General features: G+C 40.9%; 15 protein-coding genes. 6 read left to right on the top strand and 9 right to left on the bottom strand.

Features of this window, described 5'->3' with window-relative positions:
- Positions 1-63: 63 nt before the first annotated feature.
- The 3 genes from AK823_RS06910 to AK823_RS06920 all read left to right on the top strand — a co-directional run bounded on the left by AK823_RS06910 (position 64) and on the right by AK823_RS06920 (position 3,006).
- Positions 64-1,056 (top strand): ABC transporter substrate-binding protein, encoded by a 993-nt coding sequence (locus AK823_RS06910; RefSeq protein WP_068327674.1) that lies wholly within the window; start codon positions 64-66, stop codon positions 1,054-1,056.
- A gap of 73 nt (positions 1,057-1,129) precedes the next feature.
- Positions 1,130-2,272 (top strand): TIGR03364 family FAD-dependent oxidoreductase, encoded by a 1,143-nt coding sequence (locus AK823_RS06915; protein WP_068327677.1) that lies wholly within the window; start codon positions 1,130-1,132, stop codon positions 2,270-2,272.
- Positions 2,272-3,006: an HAD family hydrolase gene (locus AK823_RS06920; protein ID WP_068327680.1), complete on the top strand. Its 735-nt coding sequence runs from the start codon at positions 2,272-2,274 to the stop codon at positions 3,004-3,006. Before AK823_RS06915 ends, AK823_RS06920 begins: the two co-directional genes overlap by 1 nt.
- Before the next feature lie 150 nt (positions 3,007-3,156).
- On the opposite strand, the gene AK823_RS06925 is transcribed toward AK823_RS06920, so the two are convergent.
- Entirely contained in the window at positions 3,157-4,041 is an 885-nt protein-coding gene (locus AK823_RS06925; RefSeq protein WP_068035765.1) for a LysR family transcriptional regulator, read from the bottom strand.
- 100 nt (positions 4,042-4,141) lie between these two features.
- Here AK823_RS06925 and AK823_RS06930 point away from each other — a divergent pair, with 100 nt between their 5' ends.
- Positions 4,142-4,588, top strand: a complete 447-nt coding sequence (locus AK823_RS06930; RefSeq protein WP_068327692.1) for a PACE efflux transporter — start codon at positions 4,142-4,144, stop codon at positions 4,586-4,588.
- Positions 4,589-4,801: 213 nt separating this feature from the next.
- Complete coding sequence (locus AK823_RS06935) at positions 4,802-5,941, top strand: M14-type cytosolic carboxypeptidase (RefSeq protein ID WP_068327695.1); 1,140 nt, start codon at positions 4,802-4,804, stop codon at positions 5,939-5,941.
- A gap of 238 nt (positions 5,942-6,179) precedes the next feature.
- On the opposite strand, the gene AK823_RS06940 is transcribed toward AK823_RS06935, so the two are convergent.
- The 6 genes from AK823_RS06940 to AK823_RS06965 form a co-directional block, all read right to left on the bottom strand.
- Positions 6,180-7,220: a spore coat protein U domain-containing protein gene (locus AK823_RS06940; protein ID WP_068327697.1), complete on the bottom strand. Its 1,041-nt coding sequence runs from the start codon at positions 7,218-7,220 to the stop codon at positions 6,180-6,182.
- Positions 7,220-9,694: a fimbria/pilus outer membrane usher protein gene (locus AK823_RS06945; RefSeq protein WP_068327700.1), complete on the bottom strand. Its 2,475-nt coding sequence runs from the start codon at positions 9,692-9,694 to the stop codon at positions 7,220-7,222. The genes AK823_RS06940 and AK823_RS06945 overlap by 1 nt, the downstream gene beginning before the upstream one ends.
- Entirely contained in the window at positions 9,645-10,406 is a 762-nt protein-coding gene (locus tag AK823_RS06950; protein WP_068327703.1) for a fimbria/pilus periplasmic chaperone, read from the bottom strand. Before AK823_RS06950 ends, AK823_RS06945 begins: the two co-directional genes overlap by 50 nt.
- Positions 10,407-10,411: 5 nt before the next feature.
- A complete protein-coding gene (locus tag AK823_RS06955) occupies positions 10,412-11,050 on the bottom strand; it encodes a spore coat protein U domain-containing protein (RefSeq protein ID WP_082785660.1) in 639 nt (212 codons plus the stop codon).
- Positions 11,051-11,760: 710 nt separating this feature from the next.
- Positions 11,761-12,816 (bottom strand): enoyl-CoA hydratase/isomerase family protein, encoded by a 1,056-nt coding sequence (locus tag AK823_RS06960; RefSeq protein WP_068327714.1) that lies wholly within the window; start codon positions 12,814-12,816, stop codon positions 11,761-11,763.
- A 222-nt stretch (positions 12,817-13,038) separates the two neighbouring features.
- A complete protein-coding gene (locus AK823_RS06965; protein WP_068327716.1) occupies positions 13,039-13,830 on the bottom strand; it encodes an enoyl-CoA hydratase-related protein in 792 nt (263 codons plus the stop codon).
- 600 nt (positions 13,831-14,430) lie between these two features.
- On the opposite strand from AK823_RS06965, the gene AK823_RS06970 reads away from it, so the two are divergent.
- Positions 14,431-15,027, top strand: a complete 597-nt coding sequence (locus AK823_RS06970) for a TetR/AcrR family transcriptional regulator (protein ID WP_068035777.1) — start codon at positions 14,431-14,433, stop codon at positions 15,025-15,027.
- Positions 15,028-15,248: 221 nt separating this feature from the next.
- On the opposite strand, the gene AK823_RS06975 is transcribed toward AK823_RS06970, so the two are convergent.
- Positions 15,249-16,058, bottom strand: coding sequence for an enoyl-CoA hydratase/isomerase family protein (locus AK823_RS06975; RefSeq protein ID WP_068035779.1), 810 nt, complete (start codon positions 16,056-16,058; stop codon positions 15,249-15,251).
- Between the two features lie 39 nt (positions 16,059-16,097).
- Complete coding sequence (locus AK823_RS06980) at positions 16,098-17,708, bottom strand: BCCT family transporter (RefSeq protein WP_068327719.1); 1,611 nt, start codon at positions 17,706-17,708, stop codon at positions 16,098-16,100.
- Positions 17,709-17,726 lie beyond the last annotated feature (18 nt).

Genomic DNA, 17,726 nt, shown 5'->3' on the forward strand with positions numbered 1-17,726 from the left:
GGTTATCGAATATACAAATCAAGCTTTAACAATTAAAACTCAACAAAATCTATAGGATAAAAAATGTTTTCATTTAAAACGTTAATGATAGGTCTCACGTGCGGAATTATTTTGACAGGCTGTAGCTCAGCTTCTTCAGAGGGAAATAGCGCAGAGGAGGTCATCATCTATAGCAATGCCGACGAAGAAGCGGTAGAAGTCATCCAAGAAGTGTTAAATGAAGCAGGGTATGAAGGGCAATATATATTTCAGTCTTTTGGTACGGGTGAGCTTGGCGGGCGTTTATTGGCCGAAGGTAAAAATATAGAAGCAGATTTAGTCACCATGAGCTCATTTTATTTAGAGAGCGCGCAGGCAAAACATTCGATGTTTAAGGATGTCAGCTTTGAGGTTAATCCCCAAGTAGCGGTTCCTAGTTACTATGCACCCATTCTAAGCTTTACTGGGGCGATTATTTTAAATACCAAAGAGATGGCTGCGCAAAATTTGCCTAGACCAACCAGTGCCAAAGATTTGGCAAAACCCATCTATAAAAACAAAATTGCGATGGTTGATCCCAATGGCTCATCGACCGGTTGGTTGTTTGTGCAGAATATTACTGCTACGTATGGCATGGATGCCGAGGGGCAAACCATCATGAATCGTATTCGTGAAAACGCCGGACCAAATTTAGAATTATCAGGTTCAGGTCCATTAAAGAAAGTAATGGCAGGTGAAGTGCCTATTGGCTTTGGCATGCGTCATCAAGCAGTTGTTAATAAAGCAGAAGGATTGCCTATTGATTACATCGATCCTAGCGAAGGTAACTATACGCTGAGTGAGTCGGTGGCTGTCATCGATAAAAGAGATAAAACCAATCCGAATGCAATGAAAATGGCCGAAATCATCGTCAAAAATGCGCGACCACAGCTGTTAGAAATATACCCAAATATCATCTATGACGGTGAAACTGTTGCATCTGAGAACCAAATCAAAAATGTAAAAACCTATGCTGAGCCGCTTACCGCTGAGTTATTAGATAAGCACAGGGCATTTTTCCACGGTCAAAAGCTATAAGCGTTACAACCAGCGCGAGCTAAATTTGAGATATAAGTTCTAATTTTATATTCAAAGAATAAGGAACATCAAAGTGCAGTTAACAAGCAAATTGTCTGAAAAAAAATACGATGTAGTGATAGTTGGTGGTGGCATTGTCGGTCTTGCCAGCGCTTATGCTGCGGTTAAAAAAGGTCTGAGTGTGGCGTTGGTCGAGCGTGAGTCACAAAATAAAGATGCGTCAGTACGTAATTTTGGTTTTGTCACCGTGAGTGGGCAGCAAAGTGGCGCGCATTGGCAGCGAGCCATGCATACGCGTAATATCTGGGCAGATATTGCTCCCAAAGCAGGTATCGAGGTGGAGCATAGCGGTCTGCATATGCTCATTCAACGCCCGGAAGCGATGGATATCGCTGAAGCATTTTTACAAACAGAGATGGGCGCGTCTTGTCGATTGCTGACGCAAGCTGAAATAGCAGAAAATACGCCTTATCTTAAAGACGGTTTGGGGGTGTTATATAGTCCTCATGAGCTCAGAGTCGAATCAAAAACCGCCATTGGCAAACTGGCGAATTGGCTAAGTCGAGCGCATGGCGTAGATTTTTATAATAAAACCACTGTGCATTCCATCGAGCTACCTATCGTTCATACCAGTCGTGGTACGCTGCAAGCAGAGCATTGTGTGGTCTGTCCCGGTACAGACTTGCATAGCCTATATCCAGAGACTTTAGCGCAGGCTAAGGCCAAACTTTGCACCCTGAACATGATGCGTGTCATGCCAAAAAAAGCATTTAAGCTAAATGCAGCGGTGATGTCGGATTTAAGCTTTGCGCGCTATGATGGGTTTGCCCAATTACCTGAAGCCCAAAAGTTAATCTCATTGCTGGATAATATTCAGTCAGCTGAGCGCAAAGCAGGCGTCCATCTGATTGTAGTGCAATCTGCTGACGGTTCTCTCATCATTGGTGATAGCCATGATTATAACGATAGAGAGCTGCCATTTAGAGATGTGCGAGTTGATGATTTAATCATTAACGAGTTTCATCAAGTGATGGATATTGGCGAGATTGATATCGTGCAGCATTGGTTAGGTGTTTATCCCAGCGGTGATAACGTAGTTTTTAAAGCCTCACCAGAAAAAGGCGTGGTTGTCGGCTCTGTCACTAGCGGCACTGGCGCATCGACAGGCTTTGCATTTGGTGAAGAGTTAATTCATTTAGTATTGGAGTCAAAATAATGAGTACAGATATTAATAGTATTAAAGAACAATTCAATCATATCAAACTATGTGTTTTTGATATGGCAGGCACGACTGTCAATGAAGACAATCTCGTTTATAAAACGGTACGTGATGCGATCAATCAAGCGCTTAGCGATGACGATAAAGTGGATAAAGAAGTTGATTTAGATATCTGCTTAGAATTTGGCGCTGGCAAGGAAAAACGCCAAGCTATCAGCGATATACTAAATGAATTGGATATCGCTGAGGATGAGGTTGAACCACTTACCGATACAGCATTTACGATTTTTAAAACCAGTTTAGCGAAGGCTTATACAGCAGATACCTTGACTACCTTTGATGGCATGCTGGAGCTGTTTAATAAGCTAAAAGCCAGTGGTAGAACAGTGGTTTTAAATACGGGCTATGACGCAAAGACTACCAATAAGATATTAACTATTTTAGGGTGGTCAGTGGGTCGCGAGATTGATGCACTAATTACAGCTGATGATGTGGTGAATGGTCGCCCTGCGCCAGATATGATTACGCTTGCCATGGACAAATTTGGTATTGAAAATGCACAGCAGGTGTTAAAAGCGGGGGATAGTGGCATCGATATTGAAGAAGGGAAAAATGCCAATTGTGGCTTATGTATAGGCGTGTTGACCGGCGCGCAAACCAAAGCACAGCTTGAAAAGTCTTCTCCAGATATAGTATTGGATAAATTAACTGATATGGCTCAGTTGATTTAAAAATCAATCTATAAGGCAAGTCTATAAAGTAATACTCTGCTGAAAGCCTTCTATGTTATGTAAAAATAGCGAAGAGGGCTTTTTATGGTTTTGACGAATGAATAATTAATAGGGTATCAGCCCTTGATTGATAGCTATAAAGAAAGGCTCTTATGCCTGTTGGTCTAAGGTAATAACCGCCTGCTTTAACCACGTGCCAGCCTTACCTAACGGCTTTTCTTTATGCCAAATCAGCTCAACCGCAACGGGCCAACTGTGCTTATCAAAATCCAGCTTTGGTGATACCAAAGAGCCATCCTTTAACGCATCAACGATAATATGCTCAGGCACCAACGCCCAACCAAGGTTACGTTGCACCAGCTCAATAATCACCCACTGACTCTCAACCCACCATACATCGGCGGCAACCCGTAGGCGTGATTTTTCTTTACTCTCGTTGCGCGTTGCAACAATGAGCTGACGGTATCTTTTTAAGTCCTCCCAGCTGACCACTCGGTTCGCTATTTCATGCTCAGGCGCACAAACCATTTTAAGTGGAATCCAGCCTAAGGTATGAAAACTAATAGCCGATGGCAAATCCTCTTGGCTCCACATAATGCCTAGATCCGCGCGCTTTTCTAAAATCAAACGACTAACATCTTCCATGATGGGCAGCAGCAATTCTAACTCCACCGTAGGAAACAAGTTATCAAACTCATCGAGCAATCGCGCCAGCCACTCTGATGGATAGAGATCATCGACTGCCAGCACCAAACGGCTTTCGACACCTTCACTTAAGCTTTTGGCCACCCCGAAGAAATGCTCGCAGCGCTCCAGTATTAAATACGCTTCAGCTAGTAGCCGTTTACCTTCCTCCGTCAATTCAGGATAGCGACTATTTCGAGTAAATAACACGTTGTCCAAGTCGATTTCTAAATTTGCCACCGCCGCACTAACCGATGACTGTGCTTTGCCAAGCCGCCGTCCTGCTGCTGAAAACGAGCCCGTCTCTACCGTTGCCACAAATGCTTGTAGTTGCTCTAAAGAAAAGTTCATGTATCGGTTTTTCCTATAGACAGTAACTTTGATCTATTAGTTTAACAGATACAATAGAGTCAACTAAGTAATATGAATGTATATTCTATAAGGATTAATCATGCGAACTCATAGAGATCGTATACGTCACGCTGTTGGATTTGAAATAATTGCATTAATACTATCCATTCCCATTATGAGCTTCTTTTTTGATTTTGATATCAAAGATATCGGTGTTATTGCCATTGTAGGTTCTATCATAGCAACTATATGGAACTACGGTTTCAATATTGTCTTTGATAAAAGCATGGTAAAGTTTAAACGCAGCACATTTAAGACCCCAGCGATTCGAGTGCTTCATGTACTGCTATTTGAGGGTGGTCTGCTGCTTCTATATCTGCCCATGGTCTCATGGTATCTTGGTATTAGTTTATGGCAAGCATTTATTATGGACGCGTCATTGGTTGGATTTTATCTGGCTTATACATTCTCTTATAACTGGGCTTATGACAAGATTTTCCCGATACAATATTTTAAATATATAAAAAATAGAGCGGTTTCTATATAAGTCGAGCTAACAATACTTTAAGTTATATCTGATGTTGATGGGTGCTAGAATAGACTCTAAATTTAAATTTTTCACCTAGATAAAATCGGTGATTAAGCCTTTTAGACTATAAAATATATAGTTTAAAAGGCTTTACTGTATTTTAAAGCCGATGAAACACTTCTGTATTTAGAATTAATTTTGAGATTCTTAGAAACTTATTAAGGAAAGGTTATGCATATCACTGCCAATTTCGATGCAGGTAATATTGACGTTATTAATTTAGACGATAAAAAGGATATCCAGTTGGCTATTCGTCCAGACGTTGGTGGCGAGTTTTTCCAATGGTTTAACTTTCGTTTATCAGGTCAGGTTGGTGAGCAATATGTCCTCAATATTGTCAATGCAGGGGAGGCGTCCTACGTTAAAGGGTGGCAGGATTACCAAGCCGTTGCTTCGTACGATCGGGAATATTGGTTCCGTCTGCCAACCACTTATAAAGATGGTAAGTTAACCATCGTGGCAGATTTAGAATGTGACACCATTCAAATTGCTTATTTTGCCCCTTACAGTTATGAGCGTCATCAAGATTTATTAGCCGCCGTACAAACGCATCCGTTAGTGACGTTAGAGCATTTGGGTGAAACCATTGATAAGCGTGACTTAACTTTAGTGAAAATCGGTAATGGCGATAGCAATAGTGAGGTGAATAAACGCAACATTTGGATTACTGCGCGTCAGCACCCCGGTGAGACGATGGCTGAATGGTTGGTTGAGGGTCTGATGCATAGCTTGTTAGATAGTGATAATGCCACCGCTAGGTTGTTGTTAGAGAAAGCGAACTTCTATATTGTGCCGAATATGAACCCCGACGGTGGTGTGCGCGGACATCTGCGTACCAATGCTGTCGGTACTAACTTGAACCGTGAATGGTCAAATCCAAGCTTAGAAAAAAGCCCTGAAGTGTTCCATGTGATTAACAAAATGGAGGCGACAGGCGTTGACCTGTTTTATGATGTGCACGGCGATGAAGCGCTGCCTTATGTGTTTCTTGCTGGCTCTCAAGGGACGCCAAGTTATAACGATCGCCTCGCACGTCTGCGTGATAAATTTTCAGACGTGTTGAAATTAGCCAGCGCTGATTTTCAGTCACAATTTGGTTATGACGTTGATGCGCCAGGTACAGCAAACATGACTGTCGCAACTAACTGGGTGGCAGAACGTTTTGATTGCCTTGCCAATACCTTAGAGATGCCTTTTAAAGATAACGATAATCTACCTGATGCAGACATGGGCTGGTCACCAGAGCGTTCTATCAAACTAGGAGAGGCATCGTTGATTGCGATGTTGGCGGTGGTGGATGATTTGCGTTAGTGAATGATTCAGACCAACGTGTAAAGCTAATAACCAGTTTATGTTGGTTTTATGGTGAATATGTAGCACTTTCCTGCTTACACATTCGCAAAATAAATACTTTCTTTCAATGTTCTTATCGATAGTAATCGGCAAGCACAATTTTTTCGTTCTAATCTAATGAGCACTATAACCATAGGAATGAGATTTAAATATCTAAAACCACAAAGTTTTATTATCCTCAAAGGAGGAGCTGCTATCAATAATTGACGTTAATGCTTACGATGTCGGAGTAGTTATCAGGTTTAAAATCGGCACTGGGGACAGTAACATAGACAGTCTTTAGTTGAGAGGTTCCATCGCCAGTACCTACTACGCCGTTCCCTACGTTATTCGAGGTAGCGGTGTTTCCCCATATATTTCCACTTGCACCATCAGTTGAATGCAGTTGATAAGGTATCTTATCGGTATTGCTGCCAGTACCGCTCATGACACCAGCACCATCTATACTGTTATTGGAGGGCATCAAGCCAATATTATAGGGTGCACCATTTGTACAGGTCACGCCAATCGCGCTAGAATTATTGCCCATGATATTGTTTCTATTTGCAGAATGAGAACCTAAATTGACATCAGTGGTAGAGGTAACTGAGCAGCTTGGAATTACGGTCGCTTGAACGGTAAATGGGAATCGAATACTATTCTGACTTTCCGTCGCGCAATTGGATGAGTTTAAGTCTTCATCGGCTTTATATGTCAATGCGGTATGGTTGCTATTAAAGTTATTGGTATAAGTGCCTGGTGTAGCAAGAGCGTTATTTGCGAGTAAAGATACATCGATAAAAACACTTCCTCTGATAGTAGATTCGGTACCTGCGAGGCCTGGTCTTCTTGGCATGATAAGCGGTCCCGTATTGTATTCTGAACCATCATTCCGTGCGCCCCAAGGCTTATTATCTATTGTCATGGCGAATGCTAAGGAGGAGTTAGTGTCAGACTTATTCCTCATGTACCGAGGGTTAGTGATAATGGGAATATAATCGCCATCACCAACTGCAAGGCAAACTGACACATAGCCGTCCCTGAAACCTCCGTTGGTACAGGTATAGTCCAATCTAGTAGTAATCGTGGCATTATTAATATTAGCGAGAGTAATCTTATCACCAATGTTTACAAGGCTTGGAGTCATACTTGCTGTGCACTCAGTACGAAGTAAAGATCCGGCCCATACATGATCCATAGGTAACCACCATGCACCTACTATCAAAAATAGGCTATATTTCCATCTTAACAATTTCATTATTCTTCTACCTTTTGACAGATGAGAGGACCGATTAGTGGAATATCGTCGCCCTGTTTATAATAAACAAAACTGACCGTACAACTATCCTTAGAGGGCATGATTACTTTTAGTACATTGTGCTCATCTAAGGTATCCAAATAGACTTCGCCATCAAATCCAATAACTGCTGAAGGTGCATTTTTGTTCGTAAGTAACTGTACTTGACTGCCTAACGGTAGTGGCTGGTTATCGCTGTCTGTGAGGATAACAGAGGCAGAGCGCACCGGTGTGATGCCAAAGCTTACTAATACTCCTGCGCGGTCAGTCGGTGTGGCTTCAATATTCACCTTGTCAATACGCAGGTCAGCAGGCAAATCCATGGGGTCAATCGCAATCTTATTGTCTTGGTAAGCGTTCAATGGCGTCACCAATAACAGCCCCCGCTTATTTGTTGTACCAATGGGACTGTTTTGCAGCAGTACTGGTACATCAGCGATACCATCAGTGGAGACCACGGCAAAACCATTATTGATTTGGCGGGCGGCAAATAAGCCTCCGCCCATCATTACCAGCGCGCCTGTACCACTGGCATAAGTAGAGTAGCTATCGTTGTTACTACTGATACCAGCCTGTAATCGACCGTATGGACCAAGATAATTCAATTCGGCTAGGCCATCGGTACTGCTGTTATTAACCGTACTGTTATTACCTGTACTGTGCCTTGCTTGTGCGCGCCAGCCTATGCCGCCCACACCTGGTGTTGATTGCGACACATCTGTTACCAAGTCATGACGATCGTTGGTGCTCTGCAGACTACTGTTCAGCGAGATATTACGGTCTAAGGATAGCGAGGCGCCAAAAGAGACACTATTATTATCAGAGTTATGGATATCATGATTGTAATTGGCGTTCAGGCTCAGGCGTCGCCCAAAGGATTTTCGCCAAGAGGCGCTGGCAAACTGTGAGGTCTCTTGCTGCGCAAAAGCGATCTGGTTATAACTGAGACCAAAACTGCCTAGAGATTGGGTGTTATAACCTGTTGAGAGTTGTTCACTTCGGCGGTTGGGAGCATCCCCGTAGCGTGTGGCGACGTCACGGTAGTCACCTTGAGTACCGGTAGCATTGAGACCAATATGGAAGCGACTGTTATTCCAAGAGTAATTTGCACTGTATTGCGAGCCACTTTCACCTTGGCTGTCGCTACCCGCTAGTGAGGCAAATAAGACGCCGCCTTTACTGCCCAATAACCAAGTGCCACCGACACCCGCATTACTAAGACCGTCAGTCACTTCAGCATGGGTTTCGGCGGTAAAGCGATCACTGACCCCATAGCGCCAAGTGCCAAAGCCAGCAATATCGCTGCCGTAATCAAAAGATTTGAGCCCATAGTTTTGGCGTACGGCACCAAGCTCTACTGACCAATCAGACAGCCCTGGCTGTAGTAAACGATGGGCATCATAAAGTGAGAAATTAAGCGTGGTGTTTTGTCCTAACGCATCAGTCAAGACGAGCTGGGCATTGCCCGCACCGCTAAAGCTGGGCGCTGTATGCAGCTCAAAAGGACCGGCGGGTACGTCACCGCTGTATTGCTTGAGACCATTAATATACAGCTCGACCGCTGAGGGCAGGGTGGCAGAACCAAAAAACGACGGCAAAGGCGTGGTGGTCATATAGGGCTGCAGGTCAAAATTAGTGCCAAATTGCAGTCCGCCTAAGCGCGTCGACCTGGTCCATGACAGTGCCCCTGTGAGGATGTCGCCAGCGCTGACGGTGAGCAGCTTATCAGGGAATGATTTGCTCCAACTGCTATCCAAACGCACCGTGCGGCTGTCCCAATCATTGCGATTAGTATCGCTACCGGCAAAGCGATTGCCAGTCGTCAGGGCAGTAGAGCTTAATACACCGAGGTCATTAAACGCGCGCAGTTCTGTATAAGCACTTAGGCTGGTCGCGTTGTTTTCGGTTTGGGTACCATAGAGGTTGTAATTTAACAGAAAACCAGGCGAGGCGGTCGGTTGTGGACGCCTGCTATTGCGGGTATTAACGACGGTGGTGGCAAGGTTGAGCATGTTTAGCGGTGCAATGAGGTTGAGCGTTTGCTGACGTGCATCATAATCAATCTTGATATCGGGTAGGGTGTTTAGCGGTATTGGTTCGAAGTTGTCAGGCGGCACTATAAAGCCGAGTTGCTGCAATACGTTGGTACTGGCCCATAATTGCTCATTATAGTATTCGAAGGACGCTAAGCCCTTATCAGCGCCGTTAAGCTTAACCTCCAAATAGAGATCAAGCTTGTCTGTATGGTCATTTTCGTCACGATTATCACGGTCTAAATCAAGCTGTGCGAGACTGTCGTTGGGAAGGTCTGTAGAGGTAGCTATGATATCGTTTGGTTCGATAGCATGGCTGATAGGTATCATTAAGGTTTGCAATAAGGCTATTTTAGCGATCGGAAGTGTCCAGCGTAACGTCTTGTATCGTCTCAGTTCCATTGATCATTGCCTTGAATTTACCACCTGTCGTTAGTGCTGAGGGCGGTGTTTTCAGTGTCCAGTACATGGTAGCGCCTGGTAAAACATAACCCAGCAAACCTTTATGGACATCAATGCTAGTACCAGTCGTATCTACAAAGCTTAGGCTTGCCAGTTGGGCATGACCATTACCGCTATTGTGGACCCGTAACTTTATCTGCTTACCCTCTGGCTGCACGTGCGTGCTCCATTGCAGTTTTGGGGCGGTCTTGACAACACCAACAGGCTGTACAAATACGGGTAGGGAATAGCTCAATGCAAACTGTAAGCCACTTTTTTGGTCAGGGGATTTAATCGGTAACTCATTAACCAAAACTCGGTAGCTATCTTCTACAGCGCCACTGCCGTGCGGCGGTGCTTTGGCACGGATAATTCGAATTAATTGCTTGTCGTTAGGGTTGAGCTCAATCATTGGCGGACTGGCCAATAATCCTCGTGATAGTGTGAGCTGATCGCCTGTTTCATCCTGCGACCAGTGGTACACACGCACTTGCGCATGCACCACATTGTCACCGGTATTACTTAGGGTCAGACCACTGGCATTTTCTCGAGCTTGTATGCTTAAGGAGATGGGAGAGACCTGTAGGCCACTCGCCATCGCCCAATTGCTACACAGTAGAAAGCTTGAGATCACACTATATTTTGCAACACGGTGTAACCAGAGATTTAACATGGATATTAGTAAGCTACAGAAACGGTAATGGTTTCTGTATAAGTGTCTGGTTTAACAACGTTGAGGTTGGTGGCTGTGACGTTTGCATATACTTCATGTGGTATGTTAGTTCCCATACCTGTTCCTGTTCCACCCTGACTACCATCAGTCCAAGGAATAATGCCTGCTGAGTCAGAAGTCATTTGATACTCGATAGTATCTACGTTATCTGACGTACCCTTCATTGTGCCAAGACCAGCAGAGTTTACAGCGCTTGGTAACATCGAAATAGTATAAGGCGTACCTGTGGAGCAGGCTACATTAAGGGTACTAGTTCCAATTGCTGGAGTTACGCCTGCATCAACAGTTCCTAGGCTAATATCATTGCCTGCTACTACTTTACAGTTAGATTCAACTGTCATAGTTACATCAAATGTGTCACTAGTCGGACTAGCAGCATTAGCACTAGACATAGCAACGAAACCACCAAGAGTAACTAATGTAGCGGTCATTAAGGATTTTTTAAATTGCATGGTAAATCTCCAGAGGTTTAGATCTTTTAGGGTTTCAGTAATGGAATGCACCGTAATCAGTTGAATACGATGTGCTTGCCGAGCTAGATAGCAGAAATCACGTCTTTTTGGCAATCTAGAACCCACTGGCATAAGATAGTTACCTGAGGCGAACTGACTCTTTTGGTTACGGTAACTACGACTATCGTCAATATTTGTTACTAAAGCATGACAGGGTTGCTATAGAAGTTTGTGACTAACATGTATCCACGCTAATATCCAATTTTCCACATATATTGTTGACCGATTAGTCACTGCAAAAAATCTAATTTAACATGCCAAAATCCTATCGGATAAAGCTTCACAAATTAATATACCTAGCACCATCTGAACGGGTAGCTATGTCCGCAATAGACTCACCTTTATATGTAACAAAACTTAGTGGTGTTAGATGCAATTCAACAAGCATCGGTTGAATGTAATAAGTTCAAAAATGAGAGTCATTGTAGTGATAAAGGAGTTCAATGCTTGTCTATTCACTACGCGGAGAGAATGACAGAATCGGAGGTTAAAGGTTCTTTAGTTTAATAAGATCCTTTTAAATAGTGCGGTTGGTTATGTTTAATGTTTTGAATATGAAAGACGAAATGGTCATAATTTAAAAATATCAGTTTTGGCTGGCTGACTCAAGCAAGTCAACCTCCGATAAAACGGGGCAGTTCAAACAGAGTTATGAGTATATAACACACCCTAATACCTCCTAATTTTTTTAAAGATTTTAAAGCACTCATCGCATAAAAAAATTGAATAACCTAGAGAAAATTTTGGTAGTTTATACTCAAGTATCTGTTTTTATTTTAGATTTATAGTGTTTTGACAGGTGTTGAAAAATAGTGCTCAATATCCGACTCAGTTAGATCTTCTAGTTCGCTCGGAGCCCATTTTGGAGAACCGTCTTTATCAACTAAAACGGCACGAATACCTTCATAAAAGTCAGCTGTATCCATGAAGTGAATGGCCATGTCCTTTTCCATCTCAAGGCATTCGTTAAGCGATTTATATTTTCCATTTATTAATTGCTGAAATGTAACTTTTAATGAGGTAGGCGACTTTGAAAGAATGTTATTTAATTCTTGTGTGACCCACTCATCACCATTAATTGACTCACTTCGTAAAGACGCTACTATTTCTTCTACTGTATCATATTGAAAATGTTGGTTTATTAATTCTTGATGTACCTTCAGTTCTGAAATATCTAATGCACTTGTACCGGTTGCGGTAAGTAATTCCCCTAGATCTTTAAGAACTGATGCAGATGACCAATCTTTAGTTAGTAATTTTTCTTGTATAGTTTCCCACTCACTGCTTTCCATATAGTAATCAGCTGTACCAATATAGATAGCATCATTTGCTTTTATAACCTTTGCGGTCAATGCAAGATAACGACCTATATATCCCGGTAGTTGATTGAGAAAAAAGCTTGCTCCAACATCTGGAAAAAATCCAATGTTCATTTCAGGCATCGCCCATTTTGTTTTTTCTGTTACGATTCGGTGAGATGCTCCGACGGAAAGTCCGACTCCACCTCCCATAACAATGCCATTCATATAGGCCAAAATAGGTTTTGAATAGTTATGTATAAGTGCATCTAGGCGGTATTCTGTTGAAAAGAACTTCTCTGCATAAGGTATGACATCTTCAGCTTCCAAATCATAGAATTTTCGCATGTCTCCTCCTGCACAAAATCCTTTTTGACCCTCACCGTACAAACAAACAAACACTACGTTAGAGTCTTTTTCCCATTTTTCTAAAGCATTCGTTAACAGTTCAACTACTTCAGTATTAATAGCGTTTAGGACTTCAGGTCGATTTATTTTTAGCCAGCCAATACCGTTTTTTACTTCTGACGTAACAACCATTGATACGAACTCCTAAATTTTGTAATTTAAAATTATATAAGTTTATGGGTTTTTTATAAAAATATGAGTGATTGCGGTTAACTATCATAAATAACAGCTTGATAGTAAGTTCCAAAAAATAAATTTAATAAAATTATCAGAGGATAGTATAAGCATGAATATAGTCGTTTAATAAAAAATATGACTATATTCATGCTGTTCTCATGTATTATGCTATGAAAGTTAATCTTTAAAAGTAGGTTTGCGTTTTTCCATAAAAGCATTAACGCCTTCGATCATGTTTTCTGTCTTAAATAATTGAGCCCATTGTTCTGATTCTATTTCTAAACCTTTTTCTAAGGTTGTTGCCATACCTTCATTAACAGCTGTAATAGTTGCTTTGATAGATTCTGAGCTTTTATTGAGAGCAATTGATTCAGCCAGTTTTTTCGTTTCATCCATTAATTCTGAAAGTGGCACTGATTTATTAACGAGACCTATTTTTTCTGCCTCTTCTCCACTTAAAAATTGTCCAGTTAGTATGAGTTCTAATGCTTTTGCTTTATTTGTTATACGCGGAAGTCTTTGAGTCCCGCCGAACCCAGGTATCAAACCTAAATTTAACTCTGGTTGACCCAATTTAGCTTCATTGGCTGCAATCCGTAAATGACAGCTCATGGCAAGCTCTAACCCTCCACCTAAACAAGCGCCATTAATTGATGCAATAACGAGTTTTTTAGAAGACTCAATTGTATTCATAACGGCTTGTGCATCTTGGGATAACTTCTTTCCTTTTTCTTCATCATGAAAAGCGTCAGTAAACTCTTTTATATCTGCCCCAGCAACGAACATTTTCCCTTTACCGGTTATAACAATTACCTTGATACTTTGATCTGCTTCCACATAGTTAAAACACTCAGATAATCCGTTGATTGTTGTAGTACTTAATGTATTAGCAGGCGGGCTATCAATAGTTATGTAGCCAATTCCGTTTTCTGTACTTAAATTTATGTTAGAAAATTCTTTAGTTTCCATTGCTCTTTCTACTCCGTTCAGATTATTTTTAATAGCGTGTCTATTGACAAGTATCAATTATGAATATAACTCAAATTATCGTATCTTAATAAAATTAAAGCTTTAGCTAAATTAGATATTCTAATTACTGTAATTAAAATATTTGTTTACAGTATGAGTGTAATGTCTTTAGTTCTCAGCGTCAATAAAAATCTGACCGGATAGAATAATTTTTTCGTTTGTCATGATATACGAGTTGCAGAAATGATGTTTTTCATCATGTGGTAGCTGATTTAGCTAAGATGTATGGTGTAAGATACGATGATATTGATAATTCAACGAAATAGCTGAAATACCTATGGAAGTTACTGATATTTTTATACTTTTAAGAAAGGAGTAGATACTTTCCATATAGTATTAGTCGGTTTCCATCCAATCTTTCATTACTAATTAACGTGTTTTAATGCTATGATTTTAAGAAGGATTGAATGGTTTCGATAGCATAGTGACCGTTCAAAGAGGACCTTTTTAGCATTTTACTTAACTATCTTGCTTTCAGTGAGAAATAGTAAGCAGCTATTAAGCAATATTTTGGAGTGGAACAACTGGTAGGTGGATTTAGTGACTAAGAGAGCAGAAGAAAGAAGAAAACAGGTGTTACGTGCAACACTTAGAGCAATCAATGATAAAGGGTTTAGCGAAGTTACGCTTCAAGATATTGCAGATTACACTGACTTTAGTAAAGGTGTTATCAGCTATTATTTCAAAAACAAGGAAGATGTCTTCTATCATTTACTTGAATGGATGACCGATCGCATTTTCCAAAATGAGTATGTCGCTATCCAAAAAGAAACGACGGCTATCGATATGATGCGCGCGTATGTTGATACTGTGTTTAAGAGTCCTAAAGATAACAAAATATTTTATAGTGTTTATCTCGAATTTTTGGCTCAAACGAAAAAAAATGAGAGCTTTCGTGAAGTGAACAATAACTTCTATAAGAATTGTTGGTTCTTAGGTAGTGAAATTATTGAAAAAGGAAAATCAGAAGGGATTTTTAAAAATGTAGATACGGTAGCTGGAAGCCATATGATTCGTGCTTTGATTGATGGTTGTCTTTTACAGTGGTTGATGCGCGATGACGAAACGCTGCACGCTTATTACCGTGAAACTTGTTATGAGACGATTATTACTTATCTAAACCATAAAGCTCCCTAGAAGATATAATTTCTCCTTTTTAACAATTTTTTCTACTCAATGTAAATTTCAATCGTAAAGAATCCACTAAGATTTTGTGAACTAATCGCTCTCCTATATGTTTATCCAAATGGTTCGATAGGGGTCAGTTGTTATGCGACCTAGACGTAAAAGATAACAGTTATTACCTGTTATCTTTTACATATAAAACTACCTATTATTATATTTTGGTCGTTAGATACTTATTTCCCTTTTAAAAAAGCGCTTAATCCTTCTTCACGAATGATTCGTCCTGCCTCTGCAAACTCTTGTTCCTGACTTAAGAAAAACATAGAAATCGCCGTTTCAATATTATAGTCAAGTGACTGTTTCAAGTTCATCATCTCGTACGTTTTATTGATTGTCATCTTTGTTATTTTAAGTGCTGAAGCAGGCACACTGACCATTTTTTCAGCCATCTTTATCGCTTCTTCCATCAATTGCTCTTGTGGCACCACTTTATTAAAAATACCTAGACGATAAGCTTCTTCTGCATCAACAGAATCACCGGTATAAAGCAGTTCTTTCGCTTTTCTCAAACCTACAATCCACGGCATCATCAAGGTGGCTGGAGCAGCACCAAAGCGGATCTCTGGTTCCCCAATACTTGCTTTATCAGATGCGATAGCAAGATCGGCAGAAAACACCCAATCTGCTGCTACGCCATAAGCGTAACCATCCACTGCTGCAATTACGGGTTTTTTTAGATCCCATAATTTTAATCCTACCCGTAAAAAGGTTTCTAATTGTGCACGGTATACTTCTGATGGCTCATCGCCAATGGGGGAAGGCAGATCCATAGACTCTTTTAAATCTGCACCTGCAGAGAAATTCCCCCCAGATCCTGTAAGTATCACTACTCTTACATTTGAGTCCTTTTCAGCTTGATCCAATGCTTCCCATATATCTGCGGTCATTTGTTCTGTTACTGCATTTAATTTTTTGGGACGATTGAGAGAAATCGTAGCAATATTATTAGTAACTTCATATATAACTGTCTGATATTCTTGCATATTTTCCATCCTTTCAAAACTTGAGTGTAGTATTAATTGCTATAGCTCATATACTTCTTCTTTAATCTCAACAGCTGTTTTTTGCTTTTCTTTGTGCAAACTCATACTAGCTAAGTCAATAGGCCCTTCTTGCCATTGAGGATCGAGATGTGCTTCTGTTTTTAACATCTTCATTAATGAGATGACCAGTAATAGGATTACGAATATAAAAGGTATCGCTGTCAATATTGAAGCTGTTTGTAAAGTCTTCAAATCCCCACCTAAGACCATTAAAGTGCCAGGCAAGATAAATAAGGTTAATGCCCAAAATAGTCTATTCCATTTAGCAGGCTCTTCATTAATACCAATATTTGGTGTTGTTGCTGAAGCCATCATGTAAGCTGCTGAGTCAAAGGTAGTGGCTAAGAATATTAAGGCGATGAAACTAAATACAGCGACTACTAAGGTCCCAAAGGGAAGGGTGCCAATGACTTGAATAATGGTTGCAGGGGCACCGACTTCTTCTAGTAATCCAGTAACTGACAATACATTAGTTAATTCCAAATGCATTGCATAATTTCCTAATATTGAAAAATAAGCGGTGCAACCTAACGTACCCCAAGCTACTCCTCCTAAAATTACTTGCCTAATAGTTCTTCCTCTAGAGATTTTAGCAATGAATAAGCCCATGAATGGCGTATAAACAATCCACCATGCCCAGTAGAAGACAGTCCAACTTTCTACAAATCCTGAACCACTTACTGGGTCTGTATATGTATTCCAGCGCACGAAATTACTGAATAACATGCCAATACTATTGGTGCCCATTTTTAAAATAAACTCGCTTGGCCCGACCAATAAAATGTAGCTCAAAAGTATAATAGAGCAGATAATTGCTAAATCGCTTAACAATTTTAGACCGCGTTTTAGGCCCGAGTAGGCACTCCATGTAAATAAAGCGGTACATAGTACGAGTACAAATATGGTCATTGACATTGAAGCTTCTATTCCTGTTAGGCTGCTTAGTCCCGCTGCTACTAGCGGTGTACCAAGTCCCAAGGAAGTACCTGCAGCTCCCAAGATCCCAAACATAAATATAACATCAATCGCTTTTCCTAGTGCTCCGTCTGCATGTTTTCCTATCACAATACGGCAAATCTCACTTAATCTCAAAATAGGTACTTTTAAAATATAATAGGAGTAAGCAATAGGTATAGCGGGTAAGACAAAGAATCCCCAAGCTGAGGGACCCCAGTGAAAAATACCATATGCGGCCGCTATTTCAGCAGCTGCTATCGATTTTGGTTCAATTCCGTAAGGTGGCGCCATATAATAATAAGCCCACTCAATTGTTCCCCAGTAAACCAATCCTGAAGCCACACCCGCACAAAAAACCATGGCACCCCAACTGAAGTTTGAAAACTCAGGCTTTTCATCTTTGGTGCCGAATTTAATTTTTCCATGTTTACTAAAAAATAGATAGATTAAAAAGGCGAATCCTCCGGTCCCAGCCCACAAAAACATCATTCCAAAGTTTGAAGTCACAAATCCATTTGCTTGACTGACAATCTCACTACCTCTTTCTGGATATAGAACCAAAGGAAGACAGATAGCCACAATCAAAACAAATGTGGATACGAATATGAACCAATCAATTTTATTCTCTTTCAATTTAATACTCCTTCCTTA

The sequence above is a fragment of the Psychrobacter sp. P2G3 genome (assembly GCF_001593285.1).
In the GTDB taxonomy this organism is placed as follows: Bacteria; Pseudomonadota; Gammaproteobacteria; order Pseudomonadales; family Moraxellaceae; genus Psychrobacter.

What these genes read in the sequence shown, in the direction of transcription:
- AK823_RS06945 (WP_068327700.1), bottom strand. Translation starts at nt 9,694, where the DNA reads ATGGAACTGAGACGATACAAGACGTTACGCTGGACACTTCCGATCGCT.
- AK823_RS06955 (WP_082785660.1), bottom strand. Translation starts at nt 11,050, where the DNA reads ATGCCAGTGGGTTCTAGATTGCCAAAAAGACGTGATTTCTGCTATCTA.
- AK823_RS06960 (WP_068327714.1), bottom strand. Translation starts at nt 12,816, where the DNA reads ATGGTTGTTACGTCAGAAGTAAAAAACGGTATTGGCTGGCTAAAAATA.
- AK823_RS06930 (WP_068327692.1), top strand. Translation starts at nt 4,142, where the DNA reads ATGCGAACTCATAGAGATCGTATACGTCACGCTGTTGGATTTGAAATA.
- AK823_RS06965 (WP_068327716.1), bottom strand. Translation starts at nt 13,830, where the DNA reads ATGGAAACTAAAGAATTTTCTAACATAAATTTAAGTACAGAAAACGGA.
- AK823_RS06940 (WP_068327697.1), bottom strand. Translation starts at nt 7,220, where the DNA reads ATGAAATTGTTAAGATGGAAATATAGCCTATTTTTGATAGTAGGTGCA.
- AK823_RS06975 (WP_068035779.1), bottom strand. Translation starts at nt 16,058, where the DNA reads ATGCAAGAATATCAGACAGTTATATATGAAGTTACTAATAATATTGCT.
- AK823_RS06950 (WP_068327703.1), bottom strand. Translation starts at nt 10,406, where the DNA reads ATGTTAAATCTCTGGTTACACCGTGTTGCAAAATATAGTGTGATCTCA.
- AK823_RS06920 (WP_068327680.1), top strand. Translation starts at nt 2,272, where the DNA reads ATGAGTACAGATATTAATAGTATTAAAGAACAATTCAATCATATCAAA.
- AK823_RS06935 (WP_068327695.1), top strand. Translation starts at nt 4,802, where the DNA reads ATGCATATCACTGCCAATTTCGATGCAGGTAATATTGACGTTATTAAT.
- AK823_RS06925 (WP_068035765.1), bottom strand. Translation starts at nt 4,041, where the DNA reads ATGAACTTTTCTTTAGAGCAACTACAAGCATTTGTGGCAACGGTAGAG.
- AK823_RS06910 (WP_068327674.1), top strand. Translation starts at nt 64, where the DNA reads ATGTTTTCATTTAAAACGTTAATGATAGGTCTCACGTGCGGAATTATT.